At 36.0% G+C, this 18,071-nt stretch carries 20 protein-coding genes; 19 read left to right on the top strand and 1 reads right to left on the bottom strand.

Going from position 1 to position 18,071, the window contains the following annotated elements:
• Positions 1-370 precede the first annotated feature (370 nt).
• The 18 genes from BQ4443_RS00050 to BQ4443_RS00135 all read left to right on the top strand — a co-directional run bounded on the left by BQ4443_RS00050 (position 371) and on the right by BQ4443_RS00135 (position 16,459).
• Positions 371-1,402: a methionine ABC transporter ATP-binding protein gene (locus BQ4443_RS00050; RefSeq protein ID WP_071057701.1), complete on the top strand. Its 1,032-nt coding sequence runs from the start codon at positions 371-373 to the stop codon at positions 1,400-1,402.
• Positions 1,399-2,058, top strand: a complete 660-nt coding sequence (locus BQ4443_RS00055; RefSeq protein ID WP_071057702.1) for a methionine ABC transporter permease — start codon at positions 1,399-1,401, stop codon at positions 2,056-2,058. The genes BQ4443_RS00050 and BQ4443_RS00055 overlap by 4 nt, the downstream gene beginning before the upstream one ends.
• Positions 2,059-2,092: 34 nt before the next feature.
• Positions 2,093-2,878 carry a MetQ/NlpA family ABC transporter substrate-binding protein gene (locus BQ4443_RS00060; RefSeq protein WP_071057703.1) on the top strand — a complete coding sequence of 262 codons (786 nt, stop codon included), beginning with the start codon at positions 2,093-2,095 and terminating at the stop codon, positions 2,876-2,878.
• 256 nt (positions 2,879-3,134) lie between these two features.
• Positions 3,135-3,515 (top strand): VOC family protein, encoded by a 381-nt coding sequence (locus tag BQ4443_RS00065; RefSeq protein ID WP_023951001.1) that lies wholly within the window; start codon positions 3,135-3,137, stop codon positions 3,513-3,515.
• Between the two features lie 37 nt (positions 3,516-3,552).
• The gene (locus BQ4443_RS00070) at positions 3,553-4,872 is read left to right on the top strand and encodes an MFS transporter (protein ID WP_071057704.1); all 1,320 of its coding nucleotides are present in this window, start codon (positions 3,553-3,555) and stop codon (positions 4,870-4,872) included.
• A 29-nt stretch (positions 4,873-4,901) separates the two neighbouring features.
• Entirely contained in the window at positions 4,902-6,413 is a 1,512-nt protein-coding gene (gene rmuC, locus BQ4443_RS00075) for a DNA recombination protein RmuC (RefSeq protein WP_023951003.1), read from the top strand.
• Between the two features lie 231 nt (positions 6,414-6,644).
• Positions 6,645-7,334 (top strand): 50S ribosomal protein L3, encoded by a 690-nt coding sequence (gene rplC / locus BQ4443_RS00080; RefSeq protein ID WP_023951005.1) that lies wholly within the window; start codon positions 6,645-6,647, stop codon positions 7,332-7,334.
• Complete coding sequence (gene rplD / locus BQ4443_RS00085) at positions 7,334-7,954, top strand: 50S ribosomal protein L4 (RefSeq protein ID WP_023951007.1); 621 nt, start codon at positions 7,334-7,336, stop codon at positions 7,952-7,954. Before rplC ends, rplD begins: the two co-directional genes overlap by 1 nt.
• Entirely contained in the window at positions 7,951-8,253 is a 303-nt protein-coding gene (rplW, locus tag BQ4443_RS00090; protein ID WP_023951009.1) for a 50S ribosomal protein L23, read from the top strand. The genes rplD and rplW overlap by 4 nt, the downstream gene beginning before the upstream one ends.
• Before the next feature lies 1 nt (position 8,254).
• Positions 8,255-9,082: a 50S ribosomal protein L2 gene (gene rplB / locus BQ4443_RS00095; RefSeq protein WP_071057706.1), complete on the top strand. Its 828-nt coding sequence runs from the start codon at positions 8,255-8,257 to the stop codon at positions 9,080-9,082.
• A 16-nt stretch (positions 9,083-9,098) separates the two neighbouring features.
• Positions 9,099-9,374 (top strand): 30S ribosomal protein S19, encoded by a 276-nt coding sequence (gene rpsS / locus BQ4443_RS00100; protein ID WP_023951013.1) that lies wholly within the window; start codon positions 9,099-9,101, stop codon positions 9,372-9,374.
• A 3-nt stretch (positions 9,375-9,377) separates the two neighbouring features.
• Positions 9,378-9,707, top strand: coding sequence for a 50S ribosomal protein L22 (gene rplV / locus BQ4443_RS00105; RefSeq protein ID WP_031274552.1), 330 nt, complete (start codon positions 9,378-9,380; stop codon positions 9,705-9,707).
• Between the two features lie 9 nt (positions 9,708-9,716).
• Positions 9,717-10,496 (top strand): 30S ribosomal protein S3, encoded by a 780-nt coding sequence (gene rpsC / locus BQ4443_RS00110; RefSeq protein ID WP_071057707.1) that lies wholly within the window; start codon positions 9,717-9,719, stop codon positions 10,494-10,496.
• A 2-nt stretch (positions 10,497-10,498) separates the two neighbouring features.
• Entirely contained in the window at positions 10,499-10,915 is a 417-nt protein-coding gene (rplP, locus tag BQ4443_RS00115; RefSeq protein ID WP_071057708.1) for a 50S ribosomal protein L16, read from the top strand.
• A gap of 10 nt (positions 10,916-10,925) precedes the next feature.
• Positions 10,926-11,117: a 50S ribosomal protein L29 gene (gene rpmC, locus BQ4443_RS00120; RefSeq protein ID WP_023951019.1), complete on the top strand. Its 192-nt coding sequence runs from the start codon at positions 10,926-10,928 to the stop codon at positions 11,115-11,117.
• Between the two features lies 1 nt (position 11,118).
• Positions 11,119-11,394 (top strand): 30S ribosomal protein S17, encoded by a 276-nt coding sequence (gene rpsQ, locus BQ4443_RS00125; RefSeq protein ID WP_023951021.1) that lies wholly within the window; start codon positions 11,119-11,121, stop codon positions 11,392-11,394.
• A gap of 410 nt (positions 11,395-11,804) precedes the next feature.
• The gene (gene fic, locus BQ4443_RS00130) at positions 11,805-12,365 is read left to right on the top strand and encodes a protein adenylyltransferase Fic (protein WP_256330789.1); all 561 of its coding nucleotides are present in this window, start codon (positions 11,805-11,807) and stop codon (positions 12,363-12,365) included.
• Between the two features lie 806 nt (positions 12,366-13,171).
• The gene (locus BQ4443_RS00135; RefSeq protein ID WP_071057709.1) at positions 13,172-16,459 is read left to right on the top strand and encodes an Eco57I restriction-modification methylase domain-containing protein; all 3,288 of its coding nucleotides are present in this window, start codon (positions 13,172-13,174) and stop codon (positions 16,457-16,459) included.
• A 3-nt stretch (positions 16,460-16,462) separates the two neighbouring features.
• On the opposite strand, the gene BQ4443_RS12060 is transcribed toward BQ4443_RS00135, so the two are convergent.
• Positions 16,463-17,308, bottom strand: coding sequence for a TaqI-like C-terminal specificity domain-containing protein (locus tag BQ4443_RS12060; protein WP_083331804.1), 846 nt, complete (start codon positions 17,306-17,308; stop codon positions 16,463-16,465).
• Positions 17,309-17,347: 39 nt separating this feature from the next.
• On the opposite strand from BQ4443_RS12060, the gene BQ4443_RS00145 reads away from it, so the two are divergent.
• Positions 17,348-18,061, top strand: a complete 714-nt coding sequence (locus tag BQ4443_RS00145) for a master DNA invertase Mpi family serine-type recombinase (RefSeq protein WP_256330790.1) — start codon at positions 17,348-17,350, stop codon at positions 18,059-18,061.
• The last annotated feature ends 10 nt before the right edge of the window (positions 18,062-18,071 follow it).

Here is an 18,071-nt window from a genome sequence, read left to right on the forward strand (position 1 = left end):
CTCACTCACCAGGATGATTTTATCTAGTGCCAGTAGGCTAGACGCTTGCTCTTGAATTCCCACTCGTTGGGCGGTCTCGATACGCATTAAAGACGGCATTGATTTCTCCTAACATACACAAAACCATAGTGTCGCGCAATTTAGCAGGAATGAATACATGTGTTCACCGGACGCTTACACTCATAATAACCATAAATAAAAATAATACATTGTTTATATAAAATAAAGTAATATAAATATGGTTGCGTATAAGTATTAAAATGCTAATATACGTTTAATAATTTATTAAAACGATTGGTTTCATTTGCTATACGAAAATAAGCAGAAAAAAGTTAATTAGGAAATCGCGTTTTAGCAGAGGAAGTTTATTTTGATAAAGATTAAAAATATTCATAAATCATTTAGAACAAAAGAAAAAGTTCTACATGCTTTGCAAGGTATTGATTTACATATAAAACAAGGTAAAGTATTTGGAATTATTGGGCGTTCTGGAGCAGGTAAAAGTACGCTTATTCGAATGATTAACCTATTAGAAAGACCTGATCAAGGCGAGGTTTTGATTGATGGTACGGATATTACACAACTAAAAACAGAAGAGTTGCGTCAATTACGCCATAAAATTGGTATGGTTTTCCAACACTTCAATTTGCTTGAATCTCGTACCGTTTTAGATAATGTAATGTTTCCACTAAGGGTGGCTGGTGTACCTGCTGATCAGCGTAAAGCTAGAGCATTAGAGCTACTAAAGTTAGTGGGACTCAGTGATCATGTTCACAAGTATCCTCGCCAGCTTTCTGGGGGGCAGAAACAACGTGTCGGTATTGCTAGGGCGTTATCAACAGAACCTAAAATTTTATTATGTGATGAAGCGACAAGTGCACTGGATCCAGAAACAACACAATCAGTATTGGCGTTATTAAATGAAATTAATAAAACCTTGGGTATTACGATTGTATTAATTACGCATAGTATGGATGTGGTGCGTAATCTCTGTGATGAAGTGGCAATTATAGACGGTGGTAAGATTGTAGAACAAGGTGATGTAGTAAGTGTATTCTTGCACCCACAACATGCTACCACTAAAGCACTTTTGTCTGAGAGTGGTATGGATATGGACTCTTGGAAGTTATTGGCGGGTGATATCAAAGGGAAACTCATCCGTTTGACTTATCATGGGAAAGGAGCTGCAGAACCATTATTAAGTCAGTTAGGTAGAGAATTGAATCTGGATTTTAGTATCTTGCAAGGTTCTATAGGACAAATTAAAGAAACACCGTTTGGGCAGTTAGTAATTGCAGTAGCACATCCAGAAGCGTTAACCGCAAATTTACGTACGACAGAAACAGAATTAAGAGAATTTTTTGAAGCAAGAAATGTTGATGTAGAGGTATTACAGTCATGAATTGGGCAACAATCGATTGGGCGATGATTGGTGAGGCGACGGTTGATACCTTACTAATGACAGGGTGGGCATTATTTTTTGCTGTATTAGTAGGTTTACCGTTAGGGGTGTATTTATTCTTAACTAGCCCGAATCAGTTATTAGAAAATAAGCCGTTATATCAAACAATATCATTTATTGTGAATGTTGTTCGTTCTGTGCCTTTTTTAATCCTATTAATTATTCTTATCCCTGTTACACGCTTAATCGTAGGTAGTGCATTGGGTGTACCAGGAGCAATACCACCATTAGCGATTGGTGCTGCGCCGTTTTTTGCTAGATTGGTTGAGAATGTCTTGCGAGAAGTTGATCCAGGCATTAGTGAGGCTTGTAAAGCAATGGGAGCGACACCAAAGCAAACCGTACTATGGGCATTATTGCCGGAGGCGCTCACAGGAATTATTGCTGCTATTACGGTGACTGCTATTGCCTTGGTTGGTTATTCCGCGATGTCAGGCGTGATTGGTGGCGGAGGACTTGGCGACATTGCCATTCGTTTTGGTTATCAACGTTATCAAAGTGATGTGATGATTATTACCGTCATCATCTTGATTGTATTAGTTCAATTGATACAAACATTTGGTGATACTTTAGTTAAAAAATTTACACGTAAATAATTTAAATCTAAAACATTTTACTAGGAGTTATTTTATGAAAATCACGAAGATTTTTGGTGCATTTGCACTAGCTAGTCTAGTTGCTACAGGTGCTCAAGCAGCGACAAAATTAAGCGTAGCTGCTACACCTATTCCTCATGCTGAAATTCTTGAGCATGTAAAACCAGTTCTAGCTAAAGAAGGCATTGATTTGGATATCAAAGTATTCACTGATTATGTTCAGCCTAATATGCAAGTATTTGATAAAGCTATTGATGCAAACTTTTTCCAACATAAGCCTTATTTAGAAACGTTTAATAAAGAAAATAAAACAAACCTAGTGCCTGTTGCTTTAGTCCATGTAGAGCCATTTGGTGCATATTCTAAAAAATTGAAAAAAGGGGATGAGGTTCCTGAAGGAGCAGTTATTGCTATTCCTAATGACCCATCTAATGGCGCACGTGCTTTATTATTAATTCAAAAACAAGGGTTGATTAAATTAAAAGATCCTTCTAATTTATTAGCGACAGCAAAAGATGTTGTTGAAAATCCTAAAAATTTAAAATTTAAGGAATTAGAAGCAGCAACTTTACCTCGCGTATTAGATGATGTAACAATTGCATTAATTAATGCTAATTATGCATTAGAAGCAGGATTAAAACCAACGGAAGAAGCATTATTCATTGAGGATGCAGAATCACCATATGCTAACTTTGTCGCTACTATTCCTGCAAATGAAAATAAACCAGAACTAAAAGCATTAGTTAAAGCACTTCAAACAGAAGATGTTAAAAAATTTATTCTTGAAAAATATAAAGGTGCTGTAGTTCCTGCGTTCTAGTATGCATGTAGAATAAGTTTCACTATGTATTGCTACTAGCAATACATAGCCGAGATGATAAAACGGTGTTTTTGGCGTGTAGATTTTTATCACTAATCTTAGCCTTTATTTTTAAGAAGTAAGCAGAAAACCTGTATTTTAAAATTAAAAGAGGTTTTAATTCTCGAATCCTTTAGTTATTTACGTAGCTAAAGGATTTTTTTATTAGAATACGAAGATAAATATTTATCACACTTATGCTTAAGGAGTTTTCAAGATGAAAATTGAGCGTTTAGATCATCTTGTGTTGACTGTAGCTGATTTGCAGAAAACGATTGATTTTTATACCAACATAATGGGTATGGAAGTCGTTACATTTGCGGGAGGGAGGTATGCGTTAAACTATGGGCAGCAAAAAATTAATTTACATTCAAAAGGACATGAAATAGAGCCAAAAGCAAAAATTGCTACATGTGGCAGTGCTGATTTGTGCTTTATAACCAGTACACCCTTAGAGCAAGTTATGCAAGAATTAAAAACTCATCACGTTGAAATAATAGATGGTATTGCACCTAGAACAGGAGCTATTGGACCAATACAATCAGTGTATTTCAGGGATCCTGATGGTAACTTAATTGAAGTAAGCCAATACATCTAATTGCCCAATAATTTATTTTCTGCAAATATTTTCGCTAATGACATTACAGAATACTATTAACTTGCAAGAATTATTAAATAGCAAGAGTTATCGACTGCAAAAACTCATATTTGTCTTAACTTTCTTAATTGCATTTTTCGATGGTTATGATACAGCTGTTATTGGCTATATTGCCCCTAGCTTGATACAAGAATGGGGGATAGCAAAAACAGCATTAACGCCAGTATTAAGTGCGGCATTATTTGGTTTAGCAACAGGAGCGATTTTAAGTGGTCCTATTGCAGATAAATTGGGTCGTAAATGGCCATTGATTATGTCAGTATTTATTTTTGCGATAGGAAGTTTGATTTCGGCGAAAGCGGAGTCATTGCGTGCATTAGAAATTTGGCGATTTATTACAGGGATTGGTTTAGGTGCAGCCATGCCCAATGCAGTAACTCTTTTGTCAGAATATTCAGCAGATAAAAATCGTGCTAGAGTCGTTAATACGATGTTTTGTGGATTCCCGTTAGGTGCAGCACTTGGAGGGTTTATTGCGGCTTATTTGATTCCTGAATATGGTTGGCGTTCTACGCTTATTTTTGGTGGTATATTACCTGCATTACTTGGTTTGGTAATGATTGTCTATTTACCAGAGTCACTATGTTATTTAATAGCACTAAAGACAAAACAAACAGCTATTGTTAAGATTGTTCAGCGTTTAAATCCATCATTAAAAAACACAGGATATTATTTTTTTGAACATCAACAAGCAACAGAATTAAGTAAAAAGGGAATCGCCATTGTAATGTCGAAACGTTATGTGGCTGGGTCAGTATTGCTGTGGCTATGCTATTTTATGGGGTTAATTATTTTCTATGGTGTGATGAATTGGATGCCTACTTTGCTAGGACAAACAACATTGGAGCCCGGTACAGCAAAACGATTAGTGGGACTGTTTGCTTTAGGTGGTTTGGGTGCCATTGCAAGTGGGTATTTAATGGATCGTTATAATCCAAACATTTTAAATGCCATTTTAGCCTTATTGACAGCTATATTAATTGCTTTTATTGGACAGGGTTTGTCATGGGGGTTAATGATATTAGTACCTATTGTTATTCTTGCAGGTATCGTTATGAATACCTTACAAGCCTCTTTACCTGCTGTTGCTGCTTTATTTTATCCTACAGAGGGGCGTACAACAGGTGTTTCTTGGATGATGGGTATAGGTCGATTTGGTGCTGTTGCAGGGTCTTACCTGGTGGCGGAGTTAGTGAAGCGTAATTACTCTTTAGAAGAAATTTTTATCGTTTTAGCAATTCCTGCTGTAATAATGATGTTTTGTTTATTATTAAAACAATTCATATATAAACGGTAGTAGCATTTAGCATAACAATAGGATTAGGCATGGAAACAATTTGGTTGCAGGCGCAGGGTTGGTTAAGCCAACCAGAGAGTTTGTTGGTTGCCTTAGTATTTTTTATTGTATTACTTTTTGTTTTGTATTGGCGAGTATATAGCTTATCGAGAATAAGAACAGAGTTAGAGGTGTTAAGAGTCCAACGTGATGATGCTAGATTAGAAGCAGATACAACTAAAGCGATCGTTGCTGAAAAAGAAATAGCATTAGCTGAACTTGATCAAATAAAAGATGACATCGAAAAGCGCTATGAAAGACTCCAAACGACCGTAGAGATGCAGTATCAACAACTGAATAAACAAGAAGATGAGCTGAGTGATATCAGAGAGAAAAACGATCTTTTAACCAATGCTAACTTCTCATTGGAAAAAGAAAAGTTAGCACTTAAGCTTGAAATAGAACAAAAGATAGCCTCATTGCAATTATTGCAAACACAGTTTGAGGAAGCTAAAACACAATTAAGTAGTGAATTTCAAAATCTAGCTAATCGCATGATGGAGGAAAAATCACAACGATTTATTGCTCAAAATCAAACCAATTTACAGTATTTATTACAGCCTTTTAAAGAGCAACTAACTCATTTTGAGAAAAGAGTGAATGAAGTTCATGCCCAGTCAATTCAAGGACAGAGTGTATTAAAAACACAAATCGATCAAGTAATGAATATGGGTGTGCAAATGAGCGAGGATGCACAAAAATTAGCTTTAGCCTTGAAAGGAAATAAAAAAGTTCTCGGCAATTGGGGAGAAACGCAACTAGCGCTAGTATTAGAGCGTGCGGGTTTACAAAAAAATACCCATTATTTAACCCAATATTCCTTTAAAGATGAAAAGGGTGAGAAGCTTATTCCTGATGTGATTGTATTATTACCCGAAGAAAAGCAGATTATTATTGATAGCAAGATGTCACTTAATGCCTATCAACAAGCTGTAACTGAAGTGAACCCAGAAAAAGTACAAGAGCATTTAAAGCAATTTTTAAAAGATACCAAACGTCATGTCGATGACTTAGCAAGTAAGGACTATAGTGCATTAACAGATAAGCAGTCGTTAGGTTTTGTCTTTATGTTTATGCCGTTGGAGTCAGCGTATATTGAGGTCTTAAGGCAAGATGAGGCCTTATTTCAGTATGCCTATGCAAAAGGCGTTATTATGGTTTCACATACGACGTTATTACCAATGTTAAAAACTATTGCCAATATTTGGTTAGTGGCGAACAGTAATCAGCAGGCAATTGCACTAGGAGATAAAGCTAGAGATGTGTATCAGCAGACAGTAATCATTGCAGAGCACTTACAAAAACTAGGTCAGTCACTAACCAGTGTATCTAAAACGTATAATCAGCTAGTGACTAGTTTTGGGGGGCAGCAGGGGTTGGTCAATAAAGTAGAAAAATTTAAAGTCTTATCTACAAAAACAAGCAAAGAGATGCCAGATGTTGAACTGGTACCAACAGACTATAGTCAAGAGAAACTGCAGATCGTGCCAGAAAACCGTTAGGTCGTATAGTTTAATGAGGCATGGGATGTCTAAACTATTGGAAAAAAAGGATATTTTTACAACGATTTGGCTAATTAGACTTGTTAAATAATCGAAAAAGTGTTAAATTAGCAGGCTAACCAGTATGGTTAGGGTGCATTATCTTTTGCGGTCTAAGAGTTGTGGAAAGATAAGTACTTGAATTAATTAATTTTAGAGCCTCACCAATCGTAGTGAGGTATGGAGAAAATGATGTCGAATACGACACCTACACCTGCCGCTCATCGGTTAGGACTAGTGGGTCGCAAGGTTGGCATGATGCGTATTTTTACTGAGGAAGGTGAGTCTATCCCAGTAACAGTATTAGACGTATCTAACAATCGTGTTACTCAAGTTAAGTCTGTAGAAACTGATGGTTATGCAGCGGTACAAGTTGCTTACGGTACTCGCCGTGCAACGCGCGTAACTAAAGCTCAAGCTGGGCACTACGCAAAAGCTGGCGTTGAAGCTGGCTCAATTCTAAAAGAGTTCCGTTTAGATCCTGCAAAAGCAGCTGAATTCACAGCAGGTGCTGTTGTGGCTGTCAATAGCGTATTTCAAGCGGGTCAAAAAGTAGACGTTCAGGGTACAACAATCGGTAAAGGTTTTGCTGGTACTATCAAACGTCACAACTTCGGTTCTCAACGTGCTTCACACGGTAACTCTCGTTCACACCGTGTTCCTGGTTCTATCGGTCAAGCACAAGATCCAGGTCGTATTTTCCCTGGTAAGCGTATGTCAGGTCACTTAGGTGATGTGACTCGTACAGTTCAAAATCTTGATATCGTTCGTGTAGACGCTGAACGTGGTCTTTTATTGGTAAAAGGTGCAGTACCTGGCCATAAAAATTCTGACATCGTTGTTCTACCTGCTATCAAAATGTCTGCAAAAGGAGCCAAATAATGGATCTTAAGCTCCTAAATGATCAAGGCGAATCTAGCGCAACAGTTAGCGCTCCTGATACAATTTTCGGTCGTGATTTTAACGAAGCATTAATCCATCAAATCGTTGTAGCTTATCAAGCAAACGCTCGTAGTGGTAATCGTGCTCAGAAAGATCGTGCGGAAGTTAAACATACGACAAAAAAACCATGGCGTCAAAAAGGTACTGGTCGTGCCCGTGCTGGTATGTCTTCTTCACCATTATGGCGTGGAGGTGGTCGTACATTCCCTAATTCTCCAGATGAGAATTTTAGCCAAAAAGTGAACAAGAAAATGTACCGTGCAGGTATTCGTTCTATCTTGTCACAGTTAGCACGTGAAGATCGTATCGCTGTTGTGGATTCTTTCACATTTGATACACCAAAAACAAAATTGGCTGCGACAAAATTAAAAGCAATGGGTTTAGATTCTGTATTAGTAATTACAGATGCTGTTGACGAGAATACTTATTTAGCTACTCGTAACTTACCTCACGTTGCTGTTGTTGAGCCACGTTACGCTGATCCGCTATCTTTAGTTCACTACAAAAAAGTGCTAATTACTAAAGCGGCAATCGCTCAATTTGAGGAGATGTTAGGATGAAAGCAGAACGTTTATTGCAAGTAATTCTGGCTCCAGTCATCACAGAAAAAGCAACGTTTATTGCTGAATCTGGCGCGAAACCACAATTTGCTTTACGTGTGGCTTCTGATGCAACAAAACCAGAAATTAAAGCAGCTGTTGAATTGCTGTTTAAAGTAGAAGTTGACTCTGTTTCTGTTCTGAACCGTAAAGGTAAAGTTAAACGTGCTGGCCGTTATATGGGTCGTCGTCGTAATAACCGTATCGCTTACGTTTCACTCAAAAAAGGTCAAGAGCTTGACTTTTCGGAGGTGAACTAAGATGGCATTAGTTAAAATGAAACCTACGTCAGCAGGTCGCCGTGGCATGATTAAGGTGATTACACCTAATCTACACAAAGGTGCTCCGTTTGCGGCGTTAGTAGAATCACAAAAACGTAGTTCTGGCCGTAATAACAATGGTCATATTACTGTACGTCATCGTGGTGGTGGTCATAAATCTCACTACCGTATCATTGACTTCCGTCGTGATAAAGATGGTATTCCAGCTAAAGTAGAACGTATTGAATACGATCCAAACCGTACGGCGCATATTGCATTAGTTTGCTATGCAGACGGTGAACGTCGTTATATTATCGCTCCTCGTAACTTAGAGGTGGGTGCTGTTATCGAATCAGGTAAGGAAGTTGCTTTCCGTGTTGGTAATACAATGCCTATTCGTAGCATTCCAGTAGGTTCAACTATTCACTGCATCGAATTACAACCAGGTAAAGGTGCTCAGTTAGTGCGCTCAGCAGGTGCTTATGGCACATTATTGGCACGTGAAGGTATCTATGCACAAGTTCGTTTGCGTTCTGGTGAAGTTCGTTTAGTTCACATTGATTGCCGTGCAACGATTGGTGAAGTAAGCAATGGTGAGCATAGTCTACGTCAAATCGGTAAAGCCGGTGCTGTACGTTGGCGCGGTATCCGCCCAACAGTACGTGGTGTGGCAATGAACCCTGTTGATCACCCACACGGTGGTGGTGAAGGTCGTACTGGTGAAGCACGTGAACCTGTGAGCCCATGGGGTACTCCAGCTAAAGGTTACAAAACTCGCCGTAATAAGCGTACAGACAATATGATTGTCTCACGTCGTAAGCGTAAATAAGGGACGGTAATATATTATGTCACGTTCAATTAAAAAAGGTCCTTTCGTAGATGCTCACCTAGTTAAAAAGGTAGAAGCGGCTATCGAAGGTAAAGATAAAAAGCCGATCAAAACTTGGTCGCGTCGTTCAACCATCCTTCCTGATTTTATCGGATTGACGATTGCTGTTCATAACGGTCGTCAGCACGTTCCGGTTTATGTTAACGAAAATATGGTTGGTCATAAACTAGGCGAATTCGCACATACTCGTACATACAAGGGTCATGCTGCGGACAAAAAGTCTAAGAGGTAAGTGATGGAAACAACAGCTGTAATTCGTGGTGTGCATATTTCAGCGCAAAAAACACGTCTTGTTGCGGATTTGATTCGTGGTAAGTCTGTGGCACAAGCGTTAAATATCTTAACATTCACACAGAAAAAAGCCGCTGGCATTATCAAGAAAGCTCTTGAGTCTGCAATTGCAAACGCAGAGCACAATGATGGTGCTGATATTGATGAATTACGTGTCACTACAATTTATGTAGATAAAGCACAATCAATGAAGCGATTCTCTGCACGTGCTAAAGGCCGTGGTAACCGTATTGAGAAACAAACTTGCCACATTGTGGTTAAAGTTGGTGCATAAGGAGTCATAATGGGTCAAAAAGTTCACCCTACAGGGTTCCGTCTTGCAGTTACTCGCAACTGGAATTCTCGCTGGTTCGCTGAAGATAAAGAATTCGGCACAATGTTAGCTGAAGATATTCGTGTACGTGAGTACTTAAAACGCAAGCTAAAAGCTGCTTCTGTTGGTCGTGTGTTAATTGAGCGTCCAGCTAAAAATGCACGTATCACTGTATTTTCTGCTCGTCCTGGTGTTATCATCGGCAAAGGTGGTGATGATATCGATTCACTAAAATCAGATTTACAACGCTTAATGGGCGTTCCTGTTCATGTGAATATCGAAGAAATTCGTAAACCAGAAGTAGATGCGCAATTAATCGCAGATTCAATTGCTCAGCAACTTGAAAAACGTATTATGTTCCGTCGTGCTATGAAACGTGCTATGCAAAATGCAATGCGCGCTGGTGCACAAGGTATCAAAGTAGCCGCATCTGGTCGTTTAAATGGTATTGAGATTGCTCGTACAGAGTGGTATCGTGAAGGTCGTGTACCTTTACATACGCTACGTGCCATGATCGACTACGCGACATCAGAAGCTCAAACTACTTATGGTATCATCGGTATCAAAGTATGGGTTTACAAAGGCGATTTATTACCAAACGGTGAAATGCCTGCTGAAGCAACAGCACCTCGTGAAGAAGAGCGTCGTGCTCGTCGTCCACGTGGTGAGCGTAATGATCGTCGCTCAGCTGGTCGTGGTCGTAGTCGCAAAGCAGCTGCTGAAGCAGCACCTGCGGCAGAAGGAGAATAAACATGTTATCACCAGCACGTAGAAAATACCGTAAAGAGCAAAAAGGCCGTAATACTGGTCTAGCTTCTCGTGGTACTAACGTAAACTTTGGCGATTTCGGTCTAAAAGCAACTGGACGTGGTCGTTTGACAGCTCGTCAAATCGAATCTGCTCGTCGTGCGATGACTCGCCATATTAAACGTGGTGGCCGTATTTGGATTCGTATCTTCCCAGACAAACCAATTTCTCAGAAACCTGCAGAAGTTCGTATGGGTAATGGTAAAGGTAATCCAGAGTACTGGGTCGCTGAAATTCAACCAGGCAAAGTGCTATACGAAATGGACGGTGTTAGTGAAGAGCTAGCACGTGAGGCATTCCGTTTAGCGGCTGCTAAGTTACCTATTTCGACGACGTTTGTAACTCGTCACTTAGGTTCGTAAGGGGATCTTTATGAAAGCTAGTGAACTACGTTCAAAAGACGCAACCGAGCTAAATAAAGAGCTCGAGGACTTGTTGAAAGCACAATTTAACTTGCGTATGCAACGTGCTACTCAACAACTTTCTAACACAAGCCAGTTAGGCAAAGTTCGTCGCGATATCGCTCGTGTTCGTACGTTATTGACCGAAAAGGCAGGAAAGTAATATGAGCCAAACTCAAACAACTGAAAAACGCCAACGTACTTTAATTGGTAAAGTGGTTAGCAATAAAATGGATAAAACTGTAGTCGTTCAAGTTGAGCGTCGTGTTAAGCATCCTATTTATGGCAAAATCATTATCCGTACTAACAAGTACAAAGCGCATGATGAAAACAACCAATACAACGAAGGCGATACTGTTGAAATTGCAGAAGGTCGTCCAATCTCTCGCTCTAAATCTTGGAGTGTGATTCGTTTGGTTGAAGCTGTACGTGTTATCTAATAACGTGATTGTGCGGTGAGTATCTCAGATACTCATTTACAGTACAGCAAGAAAAGCCATCTCGTACGAGATGGCTTTTTGTTTGGAGGCTGAAAGGGGATTGAAGAAAAGATGATATCACTAATAATCTTTTGCTGTATATTATTATAAAAAATTGATCTGAAGCAGGCCTCCTTTCCCTAATCACTGTCTAGTTTTCTTGACTGTTCTCTCTTTCTCTCTTTGAACGATTGAGATTTTCTCGGAGGGTGAGTGTTCTGTTAATTGTAAATGGGCAGTAGAAGAATCTCACACAAGAATTGATGAACAACGACCATATAGAGTCGTATTTTTATTAGGTATAATGGCTTATATTAAACTGATTGATAATATACAAACTGGTATTGGTTTACGGAAAAATAGAGGGCGTAGTGAAAAAAATAGAATATACCCAAGAAATTGACCGTTTAAATAAACAAAAAGTTTATGAATTATATGATTCAGGAGCGATTCATCAGCTTGGGGTTGGAACAACAAAAGGCTTACAAGACATACATCATTATTTATTTAATGGTTTATATGATTTTGCTGGTCAAATTCGCAAGCAAAATATTTCAAAAGGGAGTTTTCGTTTTGCTACTGCCATGTACTTAGAGGCAGCTTTAAAGGAAATTGAAAAAATGCCTGAAACGACCTTTGATAAAATTATTGATAAGTATCCGGAAATGAATATTGCCCATCCTTTTTTGGAAGGCAATGGGCGTTCAACCCGTATTTGGCTAGATTTAAATTTTAAGAAAAACCTTAGAAAAGTAGTAGATTGGGAAAAAGTAGATAAAAAACTATATTTCCAAGCAATGGAACGTAGTCCTATCAATGATTTGGAAATTAGTTTCTTATTACAGAATGCCTTAACCAATAAAATTGATGATCGAGAAATTTTCTTAAAAGGTATTGAACTGTCTTATTATTATGAACAACCTGAATATTAAGTTAAAGAAAAAATAGTTTTCTCTTCCGTTAATTCATTTTCTTCCTCATTTTGTAACTTTAATCATGTTGTTTTCTAATTAGTCCTTTTTAGGTTATCTTATCAAAGGGATAGCAAAAGGGTTGTTAAATGAGGACTCTCTTATTCCGTGAGCAACAGAAAACTAATAATAAAAAGACCTTAGGACTAAGTTTTCATTAAAAGATAAGTAAAGAGGAGCTTATATTGAAATAGGTCTAAGCATTCATATCTAATAGATTGATAATATTTTATCAATCTATTCTTTATAGTAAACTTGTCACCCAAAATATGAGAATTTTGGGTGACAACATAATTTGTTCCCCATTTATGCAAGACAAAAAGAGTTGTTAACCATTTTTTAGGAATTTTGGTTAGCAAAAGATATTCTAAAAAACTCTTTTTTCTATAGATGCATCATAACTTAAGAGATATTTATACCCACCATAATAATGAAGTTATTTTTTCTGAGTATAAATAGGAAGGAGGTTGGAGTAGAAAAGCAGTTGCTCTTTTGGGAATAGGGATAAGTAGCATGAAAGCAATTCTCATCAAATGTAACTTCCAGGAGGTGATGTAGCACAAGCAGGGCGAATCTACGGTGAAATTATCCGTTTAAAGAAAAAATGCCCTAGACCAGTATAGACTATTATTGATGATATAGGAACTTTGATAGTCTTAACATTAAAGCTATGTTGGATAAGGTGAGAGAGGAAGTAAAATATCAATAACTATACTAAAATAAGGTATTATCATTATTAATTAATGAAATTAAATAGAGAATAGAAGATGGACAAGGAAGATGTATTAATTCAAGAATTTTCAGTTGACACACTATCAAATTATTTCCGGAGAATAATACCATCTTTCAATACAAAAAAACAAAATTACGATGATATATTAGAAAGGTTTGATAAGAGGTTTAATTCTCTTGAAAAGTTAGGTAAGACTAATTTAGAAGACAATAATGTGCTTATAGTTGTTGCTTGCCAATATAGCGGTTATTTAAGTGAACGATCATCAAAAAAACAACAGTTTGAAATTACCAAAAAAGTATTAAAAGAAGAAAAAGCGGATGCGGCTATCTTTGTTTTCTATGATGATGAGAAGCAGTTTAGATTTTCTTTCATTATGAGAAATATTTCTTCTAAGGAACGTTATTCAGATTGGAGGAGATATACTTATTTTGTATCTTGCAAAGAAACGAATAGAACATTTAAGGAAAGGTTAAAAAATTGTGCTTTTGATACACTAGACAGTATTAAGGAAGCGTTTTCTGTTGAGAAATTAACTAAAGATTTTTATAACCAACTGTATCAATGGTATGAATGGGTGAAAAGTGAAGAGGTTGGTGTAACTTTTCCCAACGATGTACGAATAAGTGAAGATGATAGGGACAACCTAGACGAAAGAATTATTCGTTTAATTACTCGATTACTGTTTGTATGGTTTATCAAACAAAAACATTTAGTTCCAGACAATTTATTCAAAAAAGAAGCATTGTATAAAATTTTAAAAAACTTTGATCCTACTAGTTTGACAGATGGAAATTATTACAATGCAATTTTACAAAACCTATTTTTTGCTACTTTAAATCGTGCTGTGGGTGATAGGTGCTTTGCAACGACAGAAGGAAGTAGAGATATTAAGACAAAATATCGCTATAAAGATAAATTTATGGCGACCTCAGAAGAAGAAATTATTGAATTATTCTCGCCAGTGCCTTTCCTCAATGGTGGATTATTTGAGTGTTTAGATAAGGAAAAGGAAACGCACGGTATAAAATATCATTTAGATGGATTCAGCCGGAATCATGAGAAAGATGCAAAAGGTCGCTATAAAGAGATTGCATTTATCCCCAATATTGTATTTTTTGATGCTGAAAAAGGCCTTTTCCCTATTTTAGAAAGATTTAATTTTACGGTAGAGGAAAATGAACCTAGCGAAATTCAAGTAGCACTTGATCCTGAATTGTTAGGTAATGTATTTGAGAACTTATTAAGTGCTTATAATTCTGAAACATCAATATCTGCACGTAAACAATCGGGTAGTTTCTATACACCAAAAGAAATTGTCCATTATATGGTAGATGAATCAATTATTGTATACCTAAAAAATGCAAAAATATCTTTGTCAGAAGAGGAAATTCGCTATTTGGTAGAAGGTGATAGACTTCCTGACGTACTTGAAAATAATGATGATTTATGTTCTAAGGTTTATCAGAAGCTACGAGCAATTAAAATTGTCGATCCAGCTTGTGGTTCAGGTGCATTCCCAATGGGAATCTTAAAGCGTATGATTCAGATTATGGAAAAATTACATCCTGAAAATGATTTGTACGATTTAAAACTACATCTAATTGAAGAATGTATTTATGGTATTGACTTGCAAACAATTGCTATTCAAATTACAAAATTACGGTTCTTTATTTCTTTGATTGTTGATCAGAATAACTTAGATATAGCAAATCAAGAAGGTAATTATAATATTAGACCGCTTCCTAATTTAGAAACAAAGTTTGTCGTCGCCAATACCTTGATAGGCAAACAATCTAAAGCAAAAACTTTATCTTTATTTGAGGCTCCTGAGATAGAAGAGTTAAAAAATAATTTATTGGAAATTAGAAAAAAACATTTCTATGCAAAAACAGAGAAAGACAAAAAACATCTCCGTCATGAAGACGAAGTAAAACGAGAGAGATTGAGTCAGTTAATACAAGAAAATAGTGATTTTACTCCTGATGATATTAAACAATTTTCACAATGGAATCCCTATGACCAAAATGCATGTTCTCCCTTTTTTGATGCAGAATGGATGTTTGGTGTTAAAGATGGGTTTGATGTTGTTATTGGGAATCCTCCTTATATCCAATTACAGAAAAACCAAGGAGAGTTAGCAAAAAAATATGAAAAATGTAACTATCAAACTTTTGCAAAAAGTGGAGATATATATTCACTTTTTTATGAACGAGGATATTTTCTTCTAAAGGAAAAGGGTATTCTTTGTTTTATTACCTCTAATAAATGGATGAGAGCAGAATATGGAAAGCAAACAAGAAAATTCTTTGTTGAAAAGACAAATCCTTTATATCTCATTGATTTTTCAGGACAAAGGGTTTTTGAATCTGCAACAGTTGATACTAATATATTATTATTGATGAGGGATAAAAATAGACAAGAGTTAATGGCTGTAGCAGTTAAATTTGATTCGTTAAATAATTTGAGCGATTATTTTCAACAACATGCGCAGTCGGTACAGTTTCAAAATGATGAAACTTGGGTTATTCTTAATCCAATTGAACAACAAATTAAAGCGAAAATTGAAAAATATGGTATACCACTAAAAGAGTGGGATATTTCTATCAACTATGGAATTAAAACTGGGTTTAATGAAGCATTTATTATTGATGGTCAAACCAAAGATAAGTTAATTGCAGAAGATCCAAAATCTGCTGAAATTATTCGACCGATTTTACGTGGCAGGGATATTAAAAAATATTCTTATGAGTTTGCTGATTTATGGTTAATTAACACACATAATGGGATCAAAGAAAAAGGAATCCCTCCAATAGATATTGATGATTACCCTATAATAAAAAAGCATTTACAACAATACTATATTCAGTTATCCAAACGGGTTGATAAGGGGGATACCCCATATCATTTACGAAACTGCACATATATGGAGGATTTTTTTAAACCAAAGATAGTCTATCCAAACATGACTAAATTTCTACCTTTTGTACTTGATGAGAAGGGCTATTTATTAAACCAGAAATGTTTTTTTATTACGGGAAAACATTTAATATTTTTAACAGCTTTTCTAAATTCTAAAATATTTAAGATATGTTTTAAGGATAATTTTCCAGAGTTATTAGGAGGTACACGAGAATTATCTAAAGTGTTTTTTGAAAAACTAAGAATACCTCTTATCACAGATATAGAGGAGAAACATATAGCACAAATAATGAGTACATCAGGTATTGATACATCAGTAATATCCAAAGAAATAGAAAACTACCTGATAGCTATATTAGACTTGTCAGAATATGAGGATTATATTCTATCTAATGAATAAATTCTATATTAACTCATTGATTATAAAAGTAATTTCTTCCTTATTAAAGTGATATAGAGAAAAGAGAATATTATCAATAGTTTGTATTGAAACTGATAAGGTTTTTATGCTACTAGGAATCGGTAGATTTTGTATAAAAGTTTTTTTGTATCGGAAACCATCGGCTCCTAATCCCCCTCCAGCATAAAAGGTTTTAAAGATATATGTCATACACTTAGAATTAAGTATATGCTGTAATTTTTCTACACCATCCCCTGTCATAATGAAAGTTGTAGCTTCAGGGAAAAAATATCCGTGATTATCAAAATAAAACTGAGAATCTTTTACTATCTCACTATACATAATTTTTGGTTTAAAAAAATCCTCCCAATAGCTTATACTATCTTGTGTTTCAAACCATTGATTACGAGTGTATTTTCTTGACGAAGACAACATATTCATTGATATATCAATACCATATTGTTGAGCATGATTTAAAATCTTCTCTTTTTCTTCTTTGTGCAACTTTCTCCCCACCTGATCTATTTTAGGGCGAAATCCGGATAAAAACCTTTTAACAGCAGGAAAATTCTCTATTCTATATTGTTTACTTGGAAATGTAGCTATAAGGTATTTATCAGCAAACTCATAAGAATATTTTTTAATATCCCTGCCACGTAAAATCGGTCGAATAATTTCAGCAGATTTTGGATCTTCTGCAATTAACTTATCTTTGGTTTGACCATCAATAATAAATGCTTCATTAAATCCAGTTAAAACGCCACGATAAATAGAAATATCCCACTCTTTTAGTGGTATACCATATTTTTCAATTTTCGCTTTAATTTGTTGTTCAATTGGATTAAGAATAACCCAAGTTTCATCATTTTGAAACTGTACCGACTGCGCATGTTGTTGAAAATAATCGCTGGTATTTTACGTTCTATTTTTGCTTTTTTTAATAATTTAAATTTATCTTTAGTTTCATCTAAAATTGAATATTTAGGGATGGAATTTAAAATGATTTATGGTTATATTAGGGTTAGTACAGATAAGCAAACTGTTGAAAATCAACGATATGAAATTAATTTATTTTGTGAAAAACATACCTTATGTGTCAATAAATGGATTGAAGAAACTATATCAGGCTCTAAGAATGTACAAGATAGAAAGTTAGGTATGTTATTAAACAAAATGAAGAAGGGAGATATTCTAATTTGTTCTGAATTATCAAGGCTAGGACGTAACCTACTAATGATAATGGGAGTGTTGAATGAATGCATGAATAGAGATATTCAGGTTTGGACTATCAAGGATAATTATCGTTTAGGAAGTGATATTAATTCAAAGGTATTAGCTTTTGCTTTTGGGCTTTCTGCTGAGATAGAAAGAAACTTGATATCCCAGAGGACAAAGGAAGCATTAGCACGAAAAAGAGCTGAAGGTGTTATTTTAGGAAGACCCCGTGGCAGTAAGTCCTCTAAAACAAAATTAACTGGTCAAGAAAAGAAAATACTGGAATTACTAGAAAGAAAGGTATCTTATTCTGCTATTGGAAGAATTCTAGGGGTACATAGATTAACTGTATCAAGTTTTATAAAAAAACATAGATTACAATCATAATAGTATTTGA

Origin of the sequence: Pelistega sp. MC2 (assembly GCF_900099475.1) — a bacterium.
GTDB lineage: Bacteria > Pseudomonadota > Gammaproteobacteria > Burkholderiales > Burkholderiaceae_B > Taylorella > Taylorella indica.

Excerpts from the sequence above, each read along its gene's own strand:
- BQ4443_RS00055 (WP_071057702.1), top strand. The coding sequence starts at position 1,399 with ATGAATTGGGCAACAATCGATTGGGCGATGATTGGTGAGGCGACGGTT.
- BQ4443_RS00060 (WP_071057703.1), top strand. The coding sequence starts at position 2,093 with ATGAAAATCACGAAGATTTTTGGTGCATTTGCACTAGCTAGTCTAGTT.
- BQ4443_RS00065 (WP_023951001.1), top strand. The coding sequence starts at position 3,135 with ATGAAAATTGAGCGTTTAGATCATCTTGTGTTGACTGTAGCTGATTTG.
- BQ4443_RS00070 (WP_071057704.1), top strand. The coding sequence starts at position 3,553 with ATGACATTACAGAATACTATTAACTTGCAAGAATTATTAAATAGCAAG.
- rmuC (WP_023951003.1), top strand. The coding sequence starts at position 4,902 with ATGGAAACAATTTGGTTGCAGGCGCAGGGTTGGTTAAGCCAACCAGAG.
- rplC (WP_023951005.1), top strand. The coding sequence starts at position 6,645 with ATGTCGAATACGACACCTACACCTGCCGCTCATCGGTTAGGACTAGTG.
- rplD (WP_023951007.1), top strand. The coding sequence starts at position 7,334 with ATGGATCTTAAGCTCCTAAATGATCAAGGCGAATCTAGCGCAACAGTT.
- rplW (WP_023951009.1), top strand. The coding sequence starts at position 7,951 with ATGAAAGCAGAACGTTTATTGCAAGTAATTCTGGCTCCAGTCATCACA.
- rplB (WP_071057706.1), top strand. The coding sequence starts at position 8,255 with ATGGCATTAGTTAAAATGAAACCTACGTCAGCAGGTCGCCGTGGCATG.
- rpsS (WP_023951013.1), top strand. The coding sequence starts at position 9,099 with ATGTCACGTTCAATTAAAAAAGGTCCTTTCGTAGATGCTCACCTAGTT.
- rplV (WP_031274552.1), top strand. The coding sequence starts at position 9,378 with ATGGAAACAACAGCTGTAATTCGTGGTGTGCATATTTCAGCGCAAAAA.
- rpsC (WP_071057707.1), top strand. The coding sequence starts at position 9,717 with ATGGGTCAAAAAGTTCACCCTACAGGGTTCCGTCTTGCAGTTACTCGC.
- rplP (WP_071057708.1), top strand. The coding sequence starts at position 10,499 with ATGTTATCACCAGCACGTAGAAAATACCGTAAAGAGCAAAAAGGCCGT.
- rpmC (WP_023951019.1), top strand. The coding sequence starts at position 10,926 with ATGAAAGCTAGTGAACTACGTTCAAAAGACGCAACCGAGCTAAATAAA.
- rpsQ (WP_023951021.1), top strand. The coding sequence starts at position 11,119 with ATGAGCCAAACTCAAACAACTGAAAAACGCCAACGTACTTTAATTGGT.
- BQ4443_RS00135 (WP_071057709.1), top strand. The coding sequence starts at position 13,172 with ATGGACAAGGAAGATGTATTAATTCAAGAATTTTCAGTTGACACACTA.
- BQ4443_RS00145 (WP_256330790.1), top strand. The coding sequence starts at position 17,348 with ATGTTGTTGAAAATAATCGCTGGTATTTTACGTTCTATTTTTGCTTTT.